Source organism: Pseudomonas sp. 06C 126 (assembly GCF_001855215.1).
Lineage (GTDB): Bacteria > Pseudomonadota > Gammaproteobacteria > Pseudomonadales > Pseudomonadaceae > Aquipseudomonas > Aquipseudomonas proteolytica.
This window is the reverse complement of record NZ_MIFU01000140.1, coordinates 169,334-190,671: the sequence shown is the minus strand read 5'-3', so window position 1 is coordinate 190,671 and position 21,338 is coordinate 169,334. Positions and strand designations below refer to the sequence as shown.

21 protein-coding genes are annotated in these 21,338 nt (G+C 58.8%); 10 read left to right on the top strand and 11 right to left on the bottom strand.

Annotated features, from left to right (window positions below):
• The 5 genes from BHC62_RS26140 to BHC62_RS29170 all read left to right on the top strand — a co-directional run.
• On the top strand, positions 1 to 1,958 hold a 1,958-nt coding region (locus BHC62_RS26140; RefSeq protein WP_176770992.1), incomplete at its 5' end, for an RHS repeat-associated core domain-containing protein.
• A gap of 21 nt (positions 1,959 to 1,979) precedes the next feature.
• Positions 1,980 to 2,627 carry a hypothetical protein gene (locus BHC62_RS26135; protein WP_070996699.1) on the top strand — a complete coding sequence of 216 codons (648 nt, stop codon included), beginning with the start codon at positions 1,980 to 1,982 and terminating at the stop codon, positions 2,625 to 2,627.
• Between the two features lie 260 nt (positions 2,628 to 2,887).
• Positions 2,888 to 3,202, top strand: a complete 315-nt coding sequence (locus tag BHC62_RS28470) for a hypothetical protein (protein WP_143007601.1) — start codon at positions 2,888 to 2,890, stop codon at positions 3,200 to 3,202.
• Positions 3,203 to 3,210: 8 nt separating this feature from the next.
• Entirely contained in the window at positions 3,211 to 3,780 is a 570-nt protein-coding gene (locus tag BHC62_RS26130; RefSeq protein WP_029289900.1) for an Imm26 family immunity protein, read from the top strand.
• A gap of 112 nt (positions 3,781 to 3,892) precedes the next feature.
• The gene (locus BHC62_RS29170) at positions 3,893 to 4,075 is read left to right on the top strand and encodes an SMI1/KNR4 family protein (protein ID WP_238353649.1); all 183 of its coding nucleotides are present in this window, start codon (positions 3,893 to 3,895) and stop codon (positions 4,073 to 4,075) included.
• Positions 4,076 to 4,448: 373 nt separating this feature from the next.
• On the opposite strand, the gene BHC62_RS26120 is transcribed toward BHC62_RS29170, so the two are convergent.
• The 3 genes from BHC62_RS26120 to BHC62_RS26110 all read right to left on the bottom strand — a co-directional run bounded on the left by BHC62_RS26120 (position 4,449) and on the right by BHC62_RS26110 (position 6,269).
• Positions 4,449 to 4,724 (bottom strand): HU family DNA-binding protein, encoded by a 276-nt coding sequence (locus BHC62_RS26120; protein WP_003213368.1) that lies wholly within the window; start codon positions 4,722 to 4,724, stop codon positions 4,449 to 4,451.
• A gap of 190 nt (positions 4,725 to 4,914) precedes the next feature.
• Complete coding sequence (locus BHC62_RS26115) at positions 4,915 to 6,063, bottom strand: NAD(P)/FAD-dependent oxidoreductase (protein ID WP_029289915.1); 1,149 nt, start codon at positions 6,061 to 6,063, stop codon at positions 4,915 to 4,917.
• A 38-nt stretch (positions 6,064 to 6,101) separates the two neighbouring features.
• A complete protein-coding gene (locus tag BHC62_RS26110) occupies positions 6,102 to 6,269 on the bottom strand; it encodes a rubredoxin (protein ID WP_029289917.1) in 168 nt (55 codons plus the stop codon).
• Between the two features lie 196 nt (positions 6,270 to 6,465).
• Here BHC62_RS26110 and BHC62_RS26105 point away from each other — a divergent pair, with 196 nt between their 5' ends.
• Entirely contained in the window at positions 6,466 to 7,029 is a 564-nt protein-coding gene (locus BHC62_RS26105; protein WP_029289919.1) for a chorismate lyase, read from the top strand.
• Positions 7,029 to 7,919 carry a 4-hydroxybenzoate octaprenyltransferase gene (gene ubiA / locus BHC62_RS26100; protein WP_029289922.1) on the top strand — a complete coding sequence of 297 codons (891 nt, stop codon included), beginning with the start codon at positions 7,029 to 7,031 and terminating at the stop codon, positions 7,917 to 7,919. The genes BHC62_RS26105 and ubiA overlap by 1 nt, the downstream gene beginning before the upstream one ends.
• 47 nt (positions 7,920 to 7,966) lie before the next feature.
• Here ubiA and BHC62_RS26095 read toward each other — a convergent pair whose 3' ends face one another.
• Positions 7,967 to 8,347: a hypothetical protein gene (locus BHC62_RS26095; RefSeq protein WP_029289924.1), complete on the bottom strand. Its 381-nt coding sequence runs from the start codon at positions 8,345 to 8,347 to the stop codon at positions 7,967 to 7,969.
• Positions 8,348 to 8,499: 152 nt separating this feature from the next.
• Here BHC62_RS26095 and phoB point away from each other — a divergent pair, with 152 nt between their 5' ends.
• The 3 genes from phoB to BHC62_RS26080 all read left to right on the top strand — a co-directional run bounded on the left by phoB (position 8,500) and on the right by BHC62_RS26080 (position 12,232).
• On the top strand, positions 8,500 to 9,189 hold the full coding sequence (gene phoB, locus BHC62_RS26090; protein WP_003176964.1) for a phosphate regulon transcriptional regulator PhoB: 690 nt from the start codon (positions 8,500 to 8,502) through the stop codon (positions 9,187 to 9,189).
• 81 nt (positions 9,190 to 9,270) lie between these two features.
• The gene (phoR, locus tag BHC62_RS26085) at positions 9,271 to 10,557 is read left to right on the top strand and encodes a phosphate regulon sensor histidine kinase PhoR (protein ID WP_186352305.1); all 1,287 of its coding nucleotides are present in this window, start codon (positions 9,271 to 9,273) and stop codon (positions 10,555 to 10,557) included.
• A gap of 334 nt (positions 10,558 to 10,891) precedes the next feature.
• A complete protein-coding gene (locus BHC62_RS26080) occupies positions 10,892 to 12,232 on the top strand; it encodes a hemolysin family protein (protein ID WP_029289929.1) in 1,341 nt (446 codons plus the stop codon).
• 117 nt (positions 12,233 to 12,349) lie between these two features.
• Here BHC62_RS26080 and BHC62_RS26075 read toward each other — a convergent pair whose 3' ends face one another.
• From BHC62_RS26075 to BHC62_RS26045, 7 genes are all read right to left on the bottom strand, one after another.
• On the bottom strand, positions 12,350 to 13,030 hold the full coding sequence (locus tag BHC62_RS26075; protein ID WP_070996697.1) for a M23 family metallopeptidase: 681 nt from the start codon (positions 13,028 to 13,030) through the stop codon (positions 12,350 to 12,352).
• Between the two features lie 120 nt (positions 13,031 to 13,150).
• A complete protein-coding gene (locus BHC62_RS26070) occupies positions 13,151 to 14,050 on the bottom strand; it encodes a response regulator (RefSeq protein WP_070996696.1) in 900 nt (299 codons plus the stop codon).
• Between the two features lie 168 nt (positions 14,051 to 14,218).
• Complete coding sequence (gene phoU, locus BHC62_RS26065) at positions 14,219 to 14,980, bottom strand: phosphate signaling complex protein PhoU (protein ID WP_029289933.1); 762 nt, start codon at positions 14,978 to 14,980, stop codon at positions 14,219 to 14,221.
• Between the two features lie 70 nt (positions 14,981 to 15,050).
• A complete protein-coding gene (pstB, locus tag BHC62_RS26060) occupies positions 15,051 to 15,884 on the bottom strand; it encodes a phosphate ABC transporter ATP-binding protein PstB (protein ID WP_029289934.1) in 834 nt (277 codons plus the stop codon).
• Between the two features lie 186 nt (positions 15,885 to 16,070).
• Positions 16,071 to 17,741 (bottom strand): phosphate ABC transporter permease PstA, encoded by a 1,671-nt coding sequence (gene pstA, locus BHC62_RS26055; protein WP_029289935.1) that lies wholly within the window; start codon positions 17,739 to 17,741, stop codon positions 16,071 to 16,073.
• 15 nt (positions 17,742 to 17,756) lie between these two features.
• The gene (locus BHC62_RS26050; protein ID WP_169873868.1) at positions 17,757 to 19,790 is read right to left on the bottom strand and encodes an ABC transporter permease subunit; all 2,034 of its coding nucleotides are present in this window, start codon (positions 19,788 to 19,790) and stop codon (positions 17,757 to 17,759) included.
• Positions 19,791 to 20,275: 485 nt separating this feature from the next.
• Positions 20,276 to 21,259: a phosphate ABC transporter substrate-binding protein PstS gene (locus BHC62_RS26045; RefSeq protein WP_029289939.1), complete on the bottom strand. Its 984-nt coding sequence runs from the start codon at positions 21,257 to 21,259 to the stop codon at positions 20,276 to 20,278.
• Positions 21,260 to 21,338 lie beyond the last annotated feature (79 nt).

Below are 21,338 nucleotides of genomic sequence, written 5' to 3'. Positions count from 1 at the left end.
GTCGGCTGCAAGCGCTGATCAACGAGAACGGAGAACGTTATCGGTTTGCCTGGGATGACGGGGATCGGTTGACGGAACAGCAAGACCTGGACGGCAGCGCCAAGCGTTACAGCTACGACCGCCTGGACAACGTCACCACTGTGACCGCCCTCGCGGCGCCTTATGGTACGGGCCTGGCCGTGGTTCCCGAGACGCCGCCCGCCCCTATCGTGCATCGACTGGAGCGTGACGCCATTGGCCGCTTGATTGCCAAAACCACTGACGATGGCCGCACGGACTACACCTACGATCCATTGGACCAGCTTACGGACGTGTCCTTCACCGACCTGCAGGGCAATGCCCAAGCCTTGAGCTTTGCCTATGACGCAGTAGGCCAATTGCTCGCCGAGCGCAGTCCGGCCGGCGAGTTGCAACACCACTACGACGAACTCGGCAACCTGATCCAGAGCCAATTACCGGACGGCCGCTGGCTCAACCGCCTGTACTACGGCAGCGGCCATCTGCATCAGATCAACCTCGACGGCCAGGTCATCAGTGATTTCGAGCGCGACCGCCTGCACCGTGAAGTGCTGCGCACCCAAGGCCAGATCAGCACCCGCAGCGAGTACGACCGCAGCGGCCGCCTGCGCGCCCGCCAACGCCGTCACACCAGCCAGCCGGCGTTGATACCGGCGGCGATACAGAAGCACTTTGAATACGACCCCGCCGACAACCTGATCGGCAAACTCGATCAGCAGCCCAGCGCGCAACATCGCCAACTCCTGCACTACGACGCCACCGGTCGCATCATCGCAAGCCAGGACAGCCTGCACGGCCAGCGCGAAACCTTCGCCTACGACGCGGCGGCAAACCTGCTGGACGGCCCACAGTCCGGGGCCGGGCTGGTGGTACACAACAAACTGCTGACCTATCAGGACAAGCGCTACCGCTACGATGCCTTTGGCCGAATGATCGAAAAACGCAGCGGCGCCCGTGGCGTACAACACTTTGCGTACGACGCCGAAAGCCGGCTGATTGAAGTGCGCAATGAAGGCGGCAGCGTGGTGCGCATGACTTACGACCCGCTGGGCCGGCGCATCGGCAAGACCGAACATGGCAGCAATGGTTATCCGCTGAGCGAAACCCAGTTCATGTGGGACGGCTTGCGTCTGTTACAGGAGCATAAACACAGCCAAACCAGCCTGTACCTCTATGAAGACGAAGGCTACCAACCCCTGGCCCGAGTCGATGGCATCGGGGCGCTGCAAAAAATTCGTTATTACCACAACGATCTCAGCGGCTTGCCGGAACAGGTCACCGAGGCTGACGGACACACCCTCTGGCAGGCAACGTATCGGGTGTGGGGAAATACCGTGGAAGAGGTGCGGGAACCGTACTTCATCGAAGAGCAGAACCTGCGGTTTCAGGGGCAGTACCTGGATCGGGAGACGGGGCTGCATTTTAATACGTTCAGGTTTTATGATCCGGATGTGGGGCGGTTTACTACGCCGGATCCGATTGGGTTGGCGGGTGGGATCAATACTTACACCTACGCCGATAATCCTTTTGGCTGGGTCGATCCATTAGGGCTCACTCCCTGCGGTGGCAGCGGAAAAGTCCACGGCAACAGCCATGCAAGCAAAAACCCTAACCATGTCTATGTCATCGTTGATACGAAAACCGGGCGAATGATGAAGCCTGGCATCAGCGGACGTCCGCTGAACAAAAATGGCACTTCTCCCCGTGCAAACCAACAGGTTAACGCGCTTAACAAGCCTCAAGCTGGGCGTTATAAGGCAGTGATAGTAGAGAAAAATAAAACTCGACTTCAAGCCAAGGCTACCGAGCAAAAAATTACAGATAAACATGCAGCGAGAAACAACGGGAATATGCCTTCACCGATTCACAAAAATCCTTTGCCACAGGTTGACACGAGAGATGGCTACCTTAAATTATACGGCACGCCTGATAACCGCTAGTTTTTCCAAGCGAGCATAGCAATGAGTCTGAAGATACTTACTCTACAAGAAAGTGACGAAGCCGCTCTAACAACGGGTGTTCGCATCCGTCATTTAAGCCACCACATCACCCAGATATTCATGGAGTTCCTGCCTAAAATTGATATAAATGGCAGCAGTAAAATAGTTGTTTCACTAGGCCCACGTGGCGATGAGGACTTGTTCGACAACGTACTAGGGTCAACAAATATTTTTGTAGAAAGCTTCGACTTTAAGAAATTTTTATCTTTGAACCGCCGCAGTCAAGACATAGAACTTCTGGAAGAGTTACGTCGCGCGCTAATTGCCATCGCTACAAAAATAGAAAGTAACGATGCGATCGTAGAGCAAATAAATCAGACGGCTGAAAAAGTCTTAAAAACGAATTTCCAACTGGAAACCCCAGTTAAAAAACTTTCGAAAACAAGCAAAAACAAAAAACACAAAATCAATATTTTTAAAGTGCTTAATGCAGAGGTAGGCGAAAGTTGGTACTGCCAAGATCAGATTTTTCCAAAAAATAAAATTTGGATGCATGAGCCTCCTGGCTTTATTGATCGAAGTGATTTTTTCAAAACTGCTGAGCTCGTTGAAAACAGTTACCTAATCAAAAACAGGTTAGGTAAAATCGTTTTTGAACTTCCTATCTAAAAAGCAAAATCGGCAAAAGGGTACAGATCTATTTAATCGATATTTTTAATAGAAATAAATCTGTCCCCTTACCCTTCAAAAAAACTCCGGCGTCAATTCTTTTACTCCTTGAACGCTGACTATTAAACTTTTCAATCCGTCCGCTCGGCACAAGAAAAAATGGGAAAAAGTGGACCCGTTTATTTAGAGCCTTACAGATCACGCTCTGTCCGTGATAATAGTAGTTATGAAAATCTTCCCGTCCTGACATGGAAATTTTTATGCCTCTTGACTTTATGGCAGCAGAAAATCAGAAAGACATTGATGAGAACACTCCAGTTTTTTGCTTGAGTGAATCTACCCATGACGCTCTTATGGACGCATCAGTACCAAGAAAAAATTTCCCAAAGACGCACAAATTTTCAGATTATTACGCCGACACAAGTATTCTATTCGGAGAAATCCTACCTTTAGTGACTGAAATCGAAACAGCGATAAAATCAAAAAAATTAAACTCCAGCGATTTAAAGAATCTAGTCAAGTTTCTTCAAAGTGCATATAGCAAAAAACTGAATGTTTTTATTTATTGCGACTAACCCAACTCATGAAGGCTCTGACAGCACCTAAGCCCGGCGATTTATTTTACATCCCGGCCCTCAATGCAAACGATGAACCGGGCTTCGTGATCGCCCGCTACATTGAGCTCATACCACCAGCGCTCGGCCATTTGATCGAGGTGTTCGCCCATTTTTATACACAGATCCCTGCCTCTATCGAGCAAGTAGACACGTCGCGCCGATTATTCAGGCCGATATTCTGCAGCATGCGCTTTTCGGGCATTCCGCGCTGGAAGATACTTTTCAGTGATCCCGGGTATAAAAAATCCGACTCCCATTACGACAAAATCCAATTCGCCTTTGAAAGACGAGTCTGGATGGGTGGTACCAGCCATCCAGCGACCGCAGATCAACTTTCGGGGATAGAGCCGCCCATTTGCTGGCGAATGGACCATATTGTTTTTCGCGTTATTGCTCATTTACGAGGAGCCATCAAGGAAAATGAATGCATGGGGCACTTTGATTTACCGGAAGACTTGCGGGTTGATAACAACGTTGCCCTTGACCGGGTAAACAAGGCAGCGCACAGCATGCAGTTGCTGTTCAAGAGTAAATAACAGGGGAAAAGGCAGCACCCATTAGCCAGTCTCAAGTGAAGGTTAAAAGCCAACCCGCCCTGCTGCTTCCTACAGCAGGTCGCTTTAAGAGTGGAACAAAAGGAGCCCCCAAATGCGGCTGAAACTTGAAGATTCCCAGCAGTCCCTTTCTGTACAGGAACTTAACGAGTTCCAGGAAATATTCCGTGCGCAATTACCGGCGGCCTTCAGACAGTTTTATCTTAAGCACAACGGCGGCGATCTGTCTGACAGCAATGATGACAATGATTTTTTCTGGGCGGTTTTACACCTATAAATATGGTGATGCACCGGTAAAAACAATCTATAAAGATTTAACTGACGATATTCCATCATTAAAACAAATGATCCGTTTTGCTTATGTCAGAGTCGGAAATTCATTTCTCTTGTCAGTCAAGGAAATGACTTTGGATACCTCTACCTGTACTTGATGGATGAGGAAGAGCTGGTATTTGTTTGCGAATCATGTGAAGAGTTCATGACTGAACTAACAAACGGATAGTAGTGTTGTACTTGTTTTAGTAAACAGGGCCGCACAACGCCTGCTGTCGCGGTTCAACGATGATACGCCCCAACAAAAATGGGCACCCGACCCAGTCGGCGTGCCCATTTTTCATACCTCCCCGCCTCCCTTCGAGACGGTGCCGCGCTTACGGGTTGACGCTGTCTTTGAGCGACTTGCCCGGCTTGAACGCTACGGTGTTGCTCGCCTTGATTTTCACCGGCTCGCCGGTTTGCGGGTTCTTGCCGGTGCGGGCGCCACGGTGGCGTTGCAGGAAGGTGCCGAAACCAACCAGGGTGACGCTGTCTTTGCGATGCAAGGCGCCGGTGATTTCTTCAAGTACGGCGTTGAGGACGCGGTTGGCCTGTTCTTTGGTCAGGTCTGCTTTTTCTGCAATGGCGGCTGCGAGTTCTGGTTTACGCATAGGTGAAGCCTCTTTGACGGTTTTTTGTTGTTATGTCCGTGCTGCTCTCTGCTGGAGCAGCGCCAAGGCGCCGCAGGCTCTACTCTGCGGCAGACGGGAGTGAGGATGGCATGCCATTGGTGCCTGCGCCAGTCTCCCGGCGACCTTTCTAGGGGGAAAAAGGTGGTTATTCCGACAGAACGACCAGCATTTACGCCAGCAGTGGCGGAAGTTCCTTATTCAGGGCCAGTTTTTCCATGACTGCCGTGCCGGTAAGCGCGTAGCCCAGCAGGCGGCCGCTGGCGTCGCGGCACAAGGCCTTGATGTCACCGCCCTGCCCTTCGACGCTCCACACGCCTTCGGTGCCCCGTGGCGGTGGCGAGACCACCAGCGGGCACGCCGGGGTTTTTACCGTGACCGGCATCGGCCCGTAGTTGACCGCCGTGGCATTGCCCGCCAGGGTCTGGGCCAGGGCGCGGGCGCAGCTCATCAGGGGCATGACGTACAGCAGGTTCAGGCCATCGACTTCGGCGCAGTCGCCCAGGGCGTAGATATTGGCGTGGGAGGTCTTGAGGTGGCGGTCGACCATGATCCCGCGGTTGATTTGCAGGCCGGCCGCAGCCGCCAGGTCCACCCGTGGGCGCAAGCCAATAGCCGACACCACCAAGTCGCACTCAATCACAGTGCCATCGGACAGGTGGGCTTCCAGGCCGTCAGCCGTGCGCTGCAGGCGGTTGAGCACCGGCCCCAGGTGGAAGCGCGCACCGAGGCCTTCGAGCCCGGCCTGCACCGCTGCAGCTGCTGCCGGGTGCAGCAGGGTCGGCATGACTTGCTCGCAGGGCGCCACCAGGTCGATGGTGTAGCCGCCCAGGATCAGGTCGTTGGCAAATTCACAGCCGATCAGCCCCGCGCCCAATAGCAGCACGCGGCGCTTGCCGGCGGCGGCGTGGCGGAAGCGTGCATAGTCTTCCAGGTCGTTGATCGGGAAAATCAGTTCAGCGGCATCACCCTCCACCGGTACCTGTACCGTCTGGGCACCCCAGGCCAGGATCAGGTCGCGGTAGACCACCGCCTCCTCGCCGATCCACAGGCGCTTGTGACCGGGGTCGATCCCGCTGATTCGGGTATGGGTGCGCACTTCGGCCTTCAGTTGCTCGGCCATCGCGCCAGGGGTTGCCATGCTCAGGCCATCGGCATCCTTGTTTTTGCCGAAACCGGTGGAGAGCATGGGCTTGGAGTAGGAACGCCCGTCATCTGCTGTGATCAGCAACAGCGGGGTTTCGCTGTCGAGCTTGCGAAACTCCCGAGCCAGGTTGTAACCAGCCAAGCCCGTACCGATGATCACGACAGGTGCGCTCATTCCATTCTCCTTGTAGTACGTTTGTAAAATTCAGCGAATCAACCGATTTCGATCATTTCGAAATCCATTTTGCCGACGCCGCAGTCCGGGCACAGCCAGTCTTCCGGGACGTCCTGCCACGGGGTGCCTGGGGCGATCCCATCATCCGGCCAACCGTCTGCTTCGTTGTAGATCAGGCCGCAGACTACACATTGCCACTTCTTCATTACTTGTTTCCTCAGGGTCCAGGCTTACTGGCCGACAGTCGATAGATCCAGCATTGCCGTCCGGCTCAGGGCGTTTTGTACTGATCGGGGCGCCCAGATGCAAGCACGTTCGACCCAATGTCCCGGCGCAGCCCGGCAAAAATTCGGGTGACCATGGTAAGCTCGGCGCCTCATTAACTGCCAATAATGACTCCCCGTGCCGCATTCGATTGCCGTTCCCGATGCTTGCCAATGGCTGAACCAGAGCCTTCTGCACCCTCTGCCCGCGCCTCCTGCCCTCGACTGGCTGTTCGATGAGGGCTCACTGACCCGCCGCCTGACGCACCTCTCCAACGATGGTTTCAGTGTCACCCCACTGTTCGAAGGCTGGCAGCCCCTGCGAGACGACGAATGCGCCGCCCTCGACCTGCCAGCGGCCAGTATTGGCTGGGTACGCGAGGTGTATTTGCGCGGTCACGGCCAGGCCTGGGTGTTCGCCCGCAGCGTGGCGGCCCGTAGTGCCTTGCAGGGCGACGGCCTGCATATGGATGAGTTGGGCAGTCGCTCCCTGGGTGAGTTGCTGTTTTGTGACCAGGCGTTCACCCGCCAGGCCATCGAGGTCTGCCACTACCCACGCGCCTGGCTGCCGACGGCGGATCAGGCCAATGGCTTATGGGCGCGACGCTCGCGCTTTGATCGCGGCGCGTTGAGTGTTCTGGTGGCGGAAGTGTTCCTGCCAAGCCTGTGGCAAGCGGTGCACCAATCTGCGGAGAATTGCTGATGTACCAGCGCCTGCTCCAATCCCTGAACCGCCTGAACCCACGGGCCTGGGACTTCGTTCAATTGACCCGGATGGACAAGCCCATCGGCATCTATCTGCTGCTGTGGCCCACCTTGTGGGCGCTGTGGATCGCCGGCAAGGGCTCGCCGTCGTTGAGCAATATCGTGATTTTTGTCTTGGGCGTGACACTGACCCGGGCGGCAGGTTGTGTGATCAATGACTGGGCTGACCGCAAGGTCGACGGCCATGTGAAGCGCACCGCGCAACGCCCGCTGGCGAGTGGCAAGATCAGTTCCAAAGAAGCCCTGGTGTTCTTTGCGGTGCTGATGGCCATCAGTTTCCTGCTGGTGCTGCTGACCAACACCGCCACCATCTGGCTGTCCCTGGGCGGCCTGGCGCTGGCTGTCAGTTATCCGTTCATGAAGCGCTACACCTATTACCCGCAGGTGGTGCTGGGCGCGGCGTTTTCCTGGGGCATGCCCATGGCGTTTACCGCCGAGACCGGCAGCCTGCCGGCCATTGCCTGGCTGCTGTATATCGCCAACTTGCTGTGGACGGTGGCGTACGACACCTATTACGCGATGACCGACCGCGATGACGATCTGAAAATCGGCGTCAAATCCACCGCGATCCTGTTTGGCGATGCCGACCGGATCATCATCCTCACCCTGCAGGGGCTGGCGCTGCTCTGCCTGCTGCTGGCGGGCTCGCGCTTCGAACTGGGTGGCTGGTTCCATCTGGGGCTAGTGGCGGCGGCAGGGTGTTTTGCCTGGGAGTTCTGGTACACCCGGGATCGGGACCGGATGAAATGCTTCAAGGCGTTTTTGCACAACCATTGGGCGGGATTGGCGATTTTTGTCGGGATTGTGGCCGACTACGCCTTCAGGTAATGCCCTGTACCTTGTAGGAGCCGGCTTGCCGGCTCCTACAGGGGAGCTCAGGGTTTGGCGATCTTCCAGGCGCCATCCATTTTGCCGTCACCGGTCGCATCGCCAGCGTTCTTGTCGGCAATGAAGGTGTACAGCGGCTTGCCGTCATAGGCCCACTGGCTGGTGTTGTCGTCACGGGTGATGACGGTCCACTTGCCCATTGGCTTATCGGTGGACTCGGCCTTCAACGGCGGCCAGTTGGTGGCGCACTTGTCATTGCAGGCAGACTTGCCATCAGCATCCTTGGCGAAGGTATAGAGCGCCATCCCCTTGTGATCCACCAACATCCCGTCTTTAGTCATGGCGGGGTCTGCCGCGACAGCCAGTGTCGGCAGCGTCAATGCCGCCGTGACCAACAGGGCTTTCCACGAAAAAATACGCTGAGTCATCAGAACCTTCCTTTTGCGGTTGTCAGGATTCGGACTCAAAGCGTAGTTCAGGACTAGGCCGATTGCGCAGGCCAGTAAAATACTGTCACACGACTGCAATAATTCCGTTATCTAATGCGGCGCAAGACAGTTAAATGACAAGAGGACTTAGCATGGTTGGCAGGAGCATTCTGATCGTTGACGACGAAGCGCCCATTCGCGAAATGATCGCCGTTGCGTTGGAAATGGCCGGCTATGACTGCCTGGAGGCAGAGAACTCCCAGCAGGCCCACGCCATTATCGTCGACCGCAAGCCGGACCTGATCCTGCTGGACTGGATGCTGCCCGGCACCTCCGGCATCGAATTGGCCCGGCGTCTCAAGCGCGATGAGCTGACCGGGGATATCCCGATCATCATGCTCACCGCCAAGGGCGAAGAGGACAACAAGATCCAGGGCCTGGAAGTGGGTGCCGATGACTACATCACCAAGCCATTTTCCCCACGGGAACTGGTCGCACGTCTGAAGGCCGTGCTGCGCCGCGCTGGCCCGACCGATGGCGAGGCACCGATTGAAGTCGGCGGCCTGCTGCTGGACCCGATCAGCCACCGCGTGACCATCGACGGCAAGCCGGCCGAGATGGGCCCTACCGAATACCGCTTGTTGCAGTTCTTCATGACCCACCAGGAACGCGCCTACACCCGCGGCCAACTGCTGGACCAGGTGTGGGGCGGCAACGTGTATGTCGAGGAGCGCACCGTGGACGTGCATATCCGCCGCCTGCGCAAAGCCTTGGGCGATGCCTATGAGAATCTGGTACAAACCGTGCGCGGTACCGGTTATCGGTTTTCCACCAAAGGCTGAGCCAGCCCTACCCAGACTTAACAGCCGACAAGGACGCATGTTCAAGTGAATCAAAACTGGCATGGCACCCTGATCCGCCACATGCTCCTACTGGTCACCGGCTGCCTGTTGGTCGGCCTGATCAGCGGCTACTACGGCTGGAGCCTGGCCATCGGCCTGGGCCTCTACCTGGGCTGGACCCTCAAGCAATTGCTGCGCCTGCACGAGTGGCTGCGCCAGCACAAACCCGATGAAGCGCCACCCGACGGCTATGGCCTGTGGGGCGAGGTGTTCGACAGCATCTACCACCTGCAACGCCGCGACCAAAGGGTACGCGGCCGCCTGCAAGCGGTGATCGACCGGGTCCAGGAGTCGACCGCCGCGCTCAAGGACGCGGTGATCATGCTCGACAGCGACGGCAACCTGGAATGGTGGAACCGCGCCGCCGAGACCCTGCTGGGCCTCAAGACACCCCAGGACAGCGGCCAGCCAGTGACCAATCTGGTGCGTCATCCGCGTTTCAAGGAGTACTTCGAGCAGGACAACTACGAAGAAGCCCTGGAAATTCCGTCGCCCACCAACGACCGGGTGCGCATCCAGCTGTACCTCACGCGCTACGGCAACAACGAACACTTGATGCTGGTGCGCGACGTGACCCGCATCCATCAGCTAGAACAGATGCGCAAGGATTTCGTCGCCAACGTCTCCCATGAATTGCGCACGCCCCTGACAGTGATCTGCGGCTACCTGGAGACGCTGCTGGACAACGTCGAAGAGGTCAACCCGCGCTGGAGCCGCGCCCTGCAGCAAATGCAGCAACAAGGCTCACGCATGCAGACGCTGCTCAACGACCTGTTGCTGCTGGCTAAGCTGGAAGCCACCGACTACCCCTCGGACAACCATCCCGTGGCCGTACAGAGCCTGCTGCAGACCATCAAGAACGATGCCCAGGCCCTGTCCGGCGAACGCGGCCAGCACATCACCCTGGAAGCCGACCCGTCGGTGCTGCTCAAGGGCAGCGAGGGCGAGTTGCGCAGCGCTTTCTCCAACCTGGTGTTCAACGCCGTGAAGTACACCCAGGACAAAGGCACCATCCGCATCCGCTGGTGGGCCGACCAGCAGGGTGCACACCTGAGCGTGCAGGATTCGGGGATTGGGATCGACAGCAAGCATTTGCCACGCCTGACCGAGCGTTTCTACCGCGTCGATTCCAGCCGCAACTCCAACACCGGTGGCACCGGGCTGGGGCTGGCGATCGTCAAGCACGTGCTGTTGCGCCATCGGGCCCGCCTGGAAATCAGCAGCGTACTGGGACATGGCAGCACTTTTACCTGCCACTTTGCGCCGACCCAGGTCAGCCGCTCGCAGGCAATCGCGGCGAAGGAATAATCTGAAGCTATACCCCTGTGGCGAGCGGGCTTGCCCCGCGCTGGGCTGCGAAGCAGCCCCAGTAAGCCGAATGCGGTGTATCAGATACTCCGTAGCGGCTGGTTTTGGGGCTGCTTCGCAGCCCAGCGCGGGGCAAGCCCGCTCGCCACCACAGGACTATCTGCTTGGTTCTATCGCATCCCACATAAGCCCTATGCAGCATGCATTCGCGCCCCCGCCCGGCAGCCGCCACTAGGCAAGCGCCCCTTCAGCCGCTACATTGCCTGACTTGTGCCCGCCCTTGAGGCACAGCCATCACCCCTTTTTGAATACACGGAACCCGCAAAACCCCATCATGGACCCTTCCCCTGGTATCACCCTCGCGACACTCTTCGCCGATTTCGGCATGATTCTTTTTGCACTGATCCTGGTACTGCTCAACGGTTTCTTCGTTGCGGCGGAATTTGCCATGGTCAAACTGCGCTCCACCCGGGTCGAGGCCATCGCCCACACCAACGGCTGGCGCGGGCAGATCCTGCGCACCGTACACAGCCAGCTCGACGCGTATCTGTCGGCCTGTCAGTTGGGTATCACCCTCGCCTCCCTGGGCTTGGGCTGGGTCGGTGAGCCGGCTTTTGCGCACATCCTGGAGCCGTTGCTGGGGGCCATGGGCGTCGAGTCGCCTGAAGTCATTAAGGGCGTGTCGTTCTTCGCCGCCTTCTTCGTGATTTCGTACCTGCACATCGTGGTCGGTGAGCTGGCGCCCAAGTCCTGGGCCATTCGCAAGCCCGAGCTGCTGTCGCTGTGGACCGCGGTGCCGCTGTACCTGTTCTACTGGGCGATGTACCCGGCCATCTACCTACTCAACGCCAGCGCCAACGCGATCCTGCGCATCGCCGGCCAGGGCGAGCCCGGCCCCCATCACGAGCACCATTACAGTCGCGAAGAGCTCAAGCTGATCCTGCACTCCAGCCGTGGCCAGGACCCGAGCGACCAAGGCATGCGCGTGTTGGCCTCGGCCGTGGAAATGGGCGAACTGGAAGTGGTGGACTGGGCCAACTCCCGGGAAGACCTGGTGACCCTGGACTTCAACGCGCCGCTCAAGGAAATCCTCGCGCTGTTCCGCCGCCACAAATTCAGCCGCTACCCGGTGTACGACCCCGTGCGCGGTGAGTTTGTCGGCCTGCTGCACATCAAGGACCTACTGCTGGAACTGGCGGCCCTGGATCATATTCCCGAGTCGTTCAACCTGGCCGAGCTGACCCGCCCATTGGAGCGCGTGTCGCGGCACATGCCGCTGTCGCAGTTGCTGGAGCAGTTTCGCAAAGGCGGCGCGCACTTTGCCCTGGTTGAAGAAGCCGACGGCAATATCATCGGCTACCTGACCATGGAAGACGTGCTGGAAGTGCTGGTGGGCGATATCCAGGACGAACACCGCAAGGCCGAGCGCGGCATCCTCGCCTACCAGCCGGGCAAGCTGCTGGTACGTGGTGACACACCACTGTTCAAGATCGAGCGCCTGCTGGGCATCGACCTGGACCACATCGAGGCCGAAACCCTCGCCGGCTTGATCTACGACACCCTGAACCGGGTGCCGGAAGAGGAAGAAGTGCTCGAAGTGGAAGGCCTGCGGATCATCATCAAGAAGATGAAAGGCCCGAAAATCGTCCTGGCCAAAGTACTGATGCTCGACTAGGGCACACCCCCTGTAGGAGCGAGCTTGCTCGCGAAGGACGTTAACGATAACGCTGGGATCCTGACACCCGGCAGCGCCCTCAGGTTTTTCGCGAGCAAGCTCGCTCCTACAAAAGCCTTACCGCGTGCCCGACGCAAAGTTGGGCAACGCCTGTACCGGTTGCGTGAACTCATACGGAATCGACACCCATCCCGCCCCCGTATCGCGCTGCACCACAAAATGCAGGTGTGGCCCGCTGCTGTTGCCGGTATTGCCCGACAGCGCCAACGGGCTGCCCACCGCCACCCGCTGCCCTTCCCTGACACTGACCGACCCCAGCTTGAGGTGCAGATACACACTCTGGGTGCCGTCATCGTGCAACACCCGCACGAAGTTGCCCGACGGGTCACTGCCCCGCCCCGATTGGCTGTTCTCTGTTTTCACCACGACCCCGCCCCGCGCAGCGATGATCGGCGTGCCTTCGGGCATCGCGATGTCCATGGCGTAGCGGCTCTTGACGTCAGAGTGGCTGAACGTGCCGCCAGGGCCCTGGGTCAGGCGAAACGGCCCGCCGCGCCAGGGCAACGGGTAACGCTGCGACTGCGCTGGCCGCAGGTTACGCAGCGGCTGGGGATCAAGCACCTGGCGCTTCACCGGCACCGCACGGCGCTCCTGAAACACAAACGCTTGGGCGCCGGGGGTCTTCTGGTCGCTGAAAAACACCACGCCACGGGCATCGGTGGAACGATAGAGGGTCATGGCCAGGGTCGATGAAGCGACTGCGCACAGGCCACAAAACAACAGAAAACGCACAAGCATCGGATAAACCTGCCAAGTATGACTGACCGGCAGGCTAGCAAGGGTTCATGACACTGTTGTGTGGACCGACGCCCCTGTAGGAGCCGGCTTGCCGGCTCCTACAGGGATCAGGGGGTTGGTTCAGGCACCCGGCACAAAATGCTTCTGCGCTGTGCCTCGGGCGATCAGGCGGGAGATGTAGTCGAGCTTCTGCGCGTCCTGGTCGATAAAGCGGAAGGTCAGTTGCAGCCAGTCGCTGTCGGGTCGCGGTTCGTAGGCGACGATCGCGTGCAGGTAGCCGTTGAGGCGTGCGGTTTCAGCGTTCTCGCCTTGCTCCAGGTCGAGCACTGCGCTTTCCAGCACTTGGGGCAGCACGTCGCCACGGCGCACCACCAACAACGCCTCCTTGATGCTCAGGCCCTTGATCACGCATTGCTGGGTGCCACTAGACAGCCGCAACTGGCCCTGGCCACGACCGCTGGCGGCCGAGGGTGCGGCGGCGGCCTGCACGGGCGGGCTGTTGAGCAGGCCTTTGCTCGGCGCGGCCACCGGGGCTGGCTTGACCGCTTCGGGCTTGCCGCCGGTCAGGGCGCTGAGGGAGTCGTTGCCAAAAGCCGAGTTCATCTTGGTCGGTGCGCTGGCCAGCAAGGCGTCGAGGCGCCCGATCTTGTTCAGGGCCTGCTTGACCTTGTTCAGCAACTGCTCGTTGGTGAACGGCTTGCTGACGTAGCCGGAGACGCCGGCCTGGATGGCCTGGACCACGTTTTCCTTGTCGCCGCGGCTGGTGACCATGACAAACGGCATGGACTTGAGCTGCGGCTGCTCACGGCACCAGGTCAACAATTCCAGGCCCGACATTTCCGGCATTTCCCAGTCGCACAGCACCATGTCGAAGGTTTCGCGCATCAGGATGGCCTGGGCTTTTTTGCCGTTTACCGCATCTTCAATCTTGATGCCGGGGAAGTAGTTACGCAGGCACTTCTTCACCAGGTCGCGAATAAACGAGGCGTCATCCACCACCAATACACTGACTTTACTCATCGACCCTTCATCCTCTCAAAACCCCGGCAAGCAAAACGCTTAACTGATGGCATTTTGCCAAAAACTCGTCAGTCACGCCGGGACTTTATGGCTGCCCGCAGCGCAAAACTCATACGCCACAAACGCAAACGCCCGACCAGAGGCCGGGCGTTTATTTCTCGGGCAATCTTACTTATCGTCAGATTCGTCCGGAACATTAGGGATTTGATCGGCCGTGCCTTCAACTTCGGCTTTCATGCGCTTGAGGCCCATGTGCCGCACGTCGGTGCCGCGTACCAGGTAGATGACCAATTCCGAGATATTGCGCGCGTGGTCGCCGATCCGTTCCAGGGAGCGCAACACCCAGATGATGCTCAACACCCGCGAGATGGAGCGCGGGTCTTCCATCATGTAGGTCGCCAGTTCACGCAGGGCGGTCTTGTACTCGCGGTCGATGATCTTGTCGTACTGGGCCACCGACAACGCCAGGTCGGCGTCGAAACGGGCAAAGGCATCCAGCGCATCGCGGACCATGTTGCGCACCTGGTCGCCGATGTGACGCACTTCGACATAGCCGCGCGGCGCTTCGCCTTCTTCGCACAACTGGATGGCGCGACGGGCGATCTTGGTGGCTTCGTCACCGATACGTTCCAGATCGATCACCGACTTGGAAATGCTGATGATCAAACGCAGGTCGGACGCCGCCGGCTGGCGACGGGCGAGGATGCGCAGGCATTCCTCGTCGATGTTGCGCTCCATCTGGTTGATCTGGTCGTCGATCTCGCGCACTTGCTGGGCAAGGCCCGAGTCGGCCTCGATCAGCGCGGTCACCGCATCATTGACTTGCTTCTCCACCAGCCCGCCCATGGCCAGGAGGTGGCTGCGCACTTCCTCAAGCTCGGCGTTGAACTGCGCGGAGATGTGGTGGGTAAGGCCTTCTTTGCTAATCATGTTGGCGTCCTTGGAGCGTCCGGTAAGGTGCGGAGAACCGCAGCGTCAGTGCAATCAGAACCACAGCTTCCTAGCCGTAGCGACCGGTGATGTAGTCTTCGGTCTGCTTCTTCGCCGGATTAGTGAACAGGGTGTCGGTGTCACCGAACTCCACCAGTTTGCCCATGTACATGAACGCGGTGTAGTCGGAAACCCGCGCCGCCTGCTGCATGTTGTGGGTCACGATGACGATAGTGAACTTGGACTTGAGCTCGTAGATCAGCTCTTCGACTTTCAGCGTCGAGATCGGGTCGAGTGCCGAGCACGGTTCGTCGAGCAGCAGCACTTCAGGTTCCACGGCGATGGTACGGGCAATCACCAGGCGCTGCTGCTGGCCGCCGGACAGGCCGAGGGCCGATTCGTGCAGGCGGTCCTTGACCTCGTCCCACAGCGCGGCGCCTTTAAGAGCCCACTCGACTGCTTCGTCGAGGATGCGCTTTTTGTTGATGCCCTGGATGCGCAGGCCGTAGACCACGTTTTCGTAGATGGTCTTGGGAAACGGGTTGGGCTTCTGGAACACCATGCCTACCCGACGACGCAGCTCGGCCACGTCTTCGCCCTTGCGGTAGATGTTGCTGCCGTAGAGGTTGATCGCGCCTTCCACACGGCAACCGTCCACCAGGTCGTTCATGCGGTTGAAGGTGCGCAGCAGCGTGGACTTGCCGCAGCCCGAGGGGCCGATAAAGGCGGTCACGCGCTGCTTGGGGATGTTCATGCTGACGTCGAACAACGCCTGCTTCTCACCGTAGTACAGGCTCAGGCCCGGGACTTCGATGGCTACGGTTTCTTCGGCCAGGCTCAGGCTTTGCTTGTCGCGACCCAGGGCTGACATGTTGATGCCGTGGGAATGGGTTTCATGTTGCATGGGATGCTCCCTGTGCTACCAATTCGTTTCGTTGAACCGCGGCTTCATAGTGGGCCTTGCGGTTTACCTCAAATCTGTTTCCAACTCGGTGCCCTGTGGGAGCGGGCTTGCTCGCGAAAGCGTCAGGTCAGAGACACCGCATTCGCGAGCAAGCCCGCTCCCACCTTGGGTCCGCGTTCAATTCAATCAGCTATCCAGCGCCTTGTATTTCTCGCGCAGGTGGTTACGAATCCATACCGCCGACAGGTTCAGCGTGGCGATCACCAGCACCAGCAGGAACGCGGTGGCGTACACCAGCGGACGTGCCGCCTCGACGTTGGGGCTCTGGAAGCCGACGTCGTAGATATGGAAGCCCAGGTGCATGATCTTCTGATCCAGGTGCAGGTACGGGTAGTTGCCGTCCAGCGGCAGCGACGGTGCCAGCTTCACCACACCCACCAGCATCAGCGGCGCCACCTCACCGGCGGCGCGCGCCACGGCCAGGATCATGCCGGTCATCATCGCCGGGCTGGCCATGGGCAGGACGATTTTCCACAGCGTTTCCGCCTTGGTCGCGCCCAGTGCCAGGGAGCCTTCACGTACGGTGCGCGGGATACGAGCCAGGCCTTCTTCGGTGGCCACGATCACCACCGGCACTGCCAGCAGCGCCAGGGTCAGCGAGGCCCACAACAGGCCCGGCGTACCGAAGGTCGGCGCCGGCAGGGCTTCGGGGAAGAACAACCGGTCCACCGAACCACCCAGCACGTAGACGAAGAAGCCCAGGCCGAACACACCGTAGACAATCGCCGGGACACCCGCCAGGTTGTTCACCGCGATGCGGATGATGCGGGTCAAGGTGTTCTGCTTGGCGTATTCACGCAGGTAGACCGCCGCCAGTACGCCGAACGGGGTCACGATCATCGCCATGATCAGGGTCATCATCACGGTGCCGAAGATCGCCGGGAAAATCCCGCCTTCGGTGTTGGCTTCACGCGGGTCATCGCTGAGGAATTCCCAGACCTTGCTGACATAGAAGCCCATCTTGGTCAGGGTGCCCATGGCGTTCGGCTGGTAGGCGTGCACCACGTGGCCGATATTGATTTCAAGCTCTTTGCCGTTGGCATCGCGGGCCGTGAGGCTGTCGCGGTTGAACTGGGCGTGCAGGTCGGTCAGGCGTGCCTCGATGGCCTGGTAACGCGCATTCAGCTCGGCGCGGTCAGCATCCATGTCGGCCTGGGCGGCGGCGTCGAGCTTGCCGCTGAGCTCCAGTTTGCGACCGTGCAGGCGGATACGCTCAAGGCCTGCGTTGATCGCGCCAATATCGCTCTTCTCAAGGGTCTTGAGATCGGCGGCCAGCTTGTTCACCCGCTCAACCCGCGCCTGCAGCTCTGGCCACGCAGCCTCGCCTTCGGCGACGACTTTGCCATCCTGCTTGACGTTGACCAGGGTGCCGTAGAAGTTGCCCCACTCACGACGCTCGATGGCCATCAACTCGACAGGCGTGGTCTGGTTGGTCAGCCACTCGCCGACGATCCACGTGAAGTCGTTGCCGTTCAAGTCACGGTTGCCGACCTTGATCAGCTCGCGGGTCATGAACTCCGGACCTTCGTCCGGCACCGGCAGGCCGGCGCTTTTCAGGCGCTCGCGCGGCACTTGTTCTTTCTGTACCACTTCGCCAATGACGATGTGGTTGGCCTGGCCCGGCACGTTGTAGTTGGCCTGGATCAGGTCGGCTGGCCAGAAGTGACCCAAGCCGCGCACGGCAATCACAGCCAGCAAACCAATGGTCATGATGACCGCGATGGCCACCGCACCACCGCTGATCCAGACGCCTGGGGCGCCGCTCTTGAACCATCCATTCAGGGAGTTCTGTTTCACAGACTTCTACCTTTCTTAAAGCGACGAGTATTTCTTGCGCAGACGCTGACGGATCAGCTCGGCGAGGGTGTTCATGATGAAAGTGAACAGCAGCAGCACCAGCGCCGAGAGGAACAGCACGCGGTAATGACTGCCGCCCACTTCCGACTCGGGCATTTCCACTGCGACGTTGGCTGCGAGCGTTCGCAGGCCTTCGAACAGGTTCATTTCCATGACCGGGGTGTTACCAGTGGCCATCAGCACGATCATGGTTTCACCCACCGCACGGCCCATGCCGATCATCAGCGCCGAGAAAATCCCTGGGCTGGCGGTCAGCAACACGACGCGGGTCATGGTTTGCCATGGCGTAGCGCCCAGGGCCAGGGAACCCAGGGTCAGGCCCCGCGGCACACTGAACACGGCGTCTTCGGCGATGGAGTAGATGTTCGGGATCACTGCAAAACCCATGGCCAGGCCGACAACCAGGGCGTTGCGCTGGTCGTAGGTGATGCCCAGGTCGTGGGAGATCCACATGCGCATGTCGCCACCGAAGAACCAGGTTTCCAGGTACGGGCTCATGTACAGCGAGAGCCAGCCCACAAACAGGATCACCGGGATCAGGATTGCGCTTTCCCAGCCATCCGGTACCCGCAGGCGGATCGACTCAGGCAACCGGCTGAAGATGAAGCCGGCCAGCAGGATGCCAATCGGCAGCAACATCAGCAGGCTGAAAATACCCGGCAGGTGGCCTTCGACATACGGCGCCAGGAACAGGCCGGCGAAGAAGCCGAGGATCACGGTTGGCATCGCTTCCATCAGCTCGATCACCGGCTTAACCTTGCGGCGCAGGCTCGGGGCCATGAAGTATGCGGTATAGATTGCCGCGGCAATGGCCAGTGGCGCAGCCAGCAACATCGCGTAGAACGCGGCCTTGAGCGTACCGAAGGTCAGTGGCGCCAGGCTCATCTTGGGTTCGAAATCGCTGTTGGCAGCGGTCGATTGCCAGACGTATTTAGGCTCGTCGTAGTTTTCGTACCAGACCTTGCTCCACAACGCGCTCCAGGACACTTCCGGGTGCGGGTTGTCGAGCTCCAGCGGCTGCAGCTTGCCGCCGGCTTCAACGATCACACGGTTGGCCCGTGGCGACATGCCAAAGATGCCCTGGCCTTCGACCACAGGGTCAACCAGCAGGGTGCGGTGCGCGGTGCTGTGGAACACACCGAACTTGCCGGAGGCATCGAGGGCGACGAAGCCTTTGCGACGCTCTTCGGCGGTGATTTCAACGATAGGCGTGGTGCCCATCTGGAAGGTGCGGATCTGCTTGAAACGTTGCTCGCCATCCGGGTCGCGGGCCATGAACCACTGGGCCAGGCCACCCTTGGAGTTACCGACGATCAACGAGATACCGCCTACCAACTGAGTGCTGGCGGTGATTTCGGCGTTGCCATCTTCCAACAATTTGTAGCGACCGTTGAGGCTGTTGTCCCGCAGGCTGAACACATCGGCCAGGGCGCGGCCGTTGATCACATACAGCCATTGCTGGCGCGGATCGACGAAGATCGCTTTCACCGGCTCAGTCATTTGCGGCAGTTCGATACGCTTCTGCTCGCTGACAACTTCGCCGGTCATCATGTTTTCTTCGCGGCTCACCGACAGCACGTTCAGGTGCGAACCAGCAGAACCGGCAATGATCAGCGAGGTGTCGGTAGCATTGAGGGCCACATGCTCCAGCGGCCGACCGCCGTCATCGAGCACCATCGGCGTTTCGCCGTATGGATATTCGATCTCGGGCGAGATGGTCTTCTTGCCGTCCGGGTAGGTCACTTTATAAGAGTGGCGGAACACCAGGGACTGGCCATTGGACAGGCCGAGGATCACCAGCGGGCTGCCTGGCTGGTCTTCACCGATGGACACCACACTGGCGCCGGCTGGCAGGGCCAGGTCGACACGCTTGAGTTCAGCACCGGACTCGACACTGAAGAACAATGCCTGGCCCTTGTCGGAAACCCGCATGGCTACCTGGTTCTGTTCTTCCAGCGAGATCAGCAACGGCTTGCCGGCATCCTGCATCCAGGCCGGAGTCAGGGCCTCGCCCTTGGTCAGGCTGGCACCCTGGAACAGCGGCGCGACCACGTAGGCCAGGAAGAAGAAAATCAGGGTGATAGCGCCGAGGACGGCGAGACCGCCGACCAGCACGTACCAACGGGTCAGGCGATCCTTGAGCGCGCGGATGCGGCGCTTGCGTTGCAGCTCAGGCGTATTGAAGTCAATGCGCTTGGGAGGAGAAGTCGTCGTCATGGTGGAATTGGCCAGATCATTCATGCGCACACCCTAGCGATCCTGTATGACAGAAAGATGACAATGCAGTGACGCAAGAAATCCGCCGCATAGCAGGGCTGGCAGCGGACCGAAAAATTAGGAGTTCTGTAGGAGCGAGCTTGCTCGCGAAAAACGTCAAGGCACCGCGTTGACTCAGAGACGGCGCGTGATCGTTAACGCTTTTCGCGAGCAAGCTCGCTCCTACAGAAAAGGCCGGCTTTACCCGGCCCCGTAGCTTACTTGCCTTCTTTCAGACCCAGGTCAGCCAGTGTCTTTTCGACCACTTTAGCTGGCAGTGGGATGTAGCCGTCCTTGACTACAACTTCCTGGCCCTGCTTGGACAGAACCAGTTTCACGAACTCGGCTTCCAGCGGGGCCAGAGGCTTGTTCGGGGCTTTGTTGATGTACACGTAGAGGAAGCGCGACAGCGGGTACTTGCCGTTCAGGGCGTTCTCTTCGGTGTCTTCGACGAACTCGCCGCCTTCTTTCTTGGCCAGGGCCACGGTTTTCACGCTGGCTGTCTTGTAGCCGATGCCCGAGTAACCGATACCGTTGAGCGAAGAGCTGATGGACTGCACGACCGAAGCCGAGCCTGGCTGTTCGTTGACGTTAGGCTTGTAGTCACCTTTGCACAGGGCTTCTTCCTTGAAGTAGCCGTAGGTGCCGGATACCGAGTTACGACCGAACAGTTGCACTGGCTTGTTGGCCAGGTCACCGGTCACACCCAGGTCGCCCCAGGTCTTGACGTCAGCCTTGGCGCCGCACAGGCGAGTCGACGAGAACACGGCATCGACTTGAGCCATGGTCAGGTGCTTGATCGGGTTGTCTTTGTGTACGAATACAGCCAGGGCGTCCACGGCCACCGGGATAGCAGTCGGCTTGTAGCCGTACTTCTGCTCGAAAGCCTGCAGTTCGTTGTCCTTCATCTTGCGGCTCATCGGGCCCAGGTTAGCGGTGCCTTCGGTGAGTGCAGGCGGCGCGGTGGAAGAACCGGCGGCTTGAATCTGGATGTTGACGTTCGGGTATTCTTTTTTGTAGTTCTCGGCCCACAGAGTCATGAGGTTGGCCAGAGTATCGGAGCCGACACTGGACAGGTTGCCCGATACACCAGAGGTCTTGGTGTAGGGCTTGATCGCAGGGTCAACAGCGGCGACCGCGTTGGCAGTGGCTACGCCAGCAGCGACAAAAGTCATTGCCGCCATCAAACGCTTCAGTTTCATGCCTTACTCCTAGCAGATAGGGATAGTTGGATCGGGGCCAAGTATCGGTAGGCCGTGTGAACACTCTATGTCTGGAATA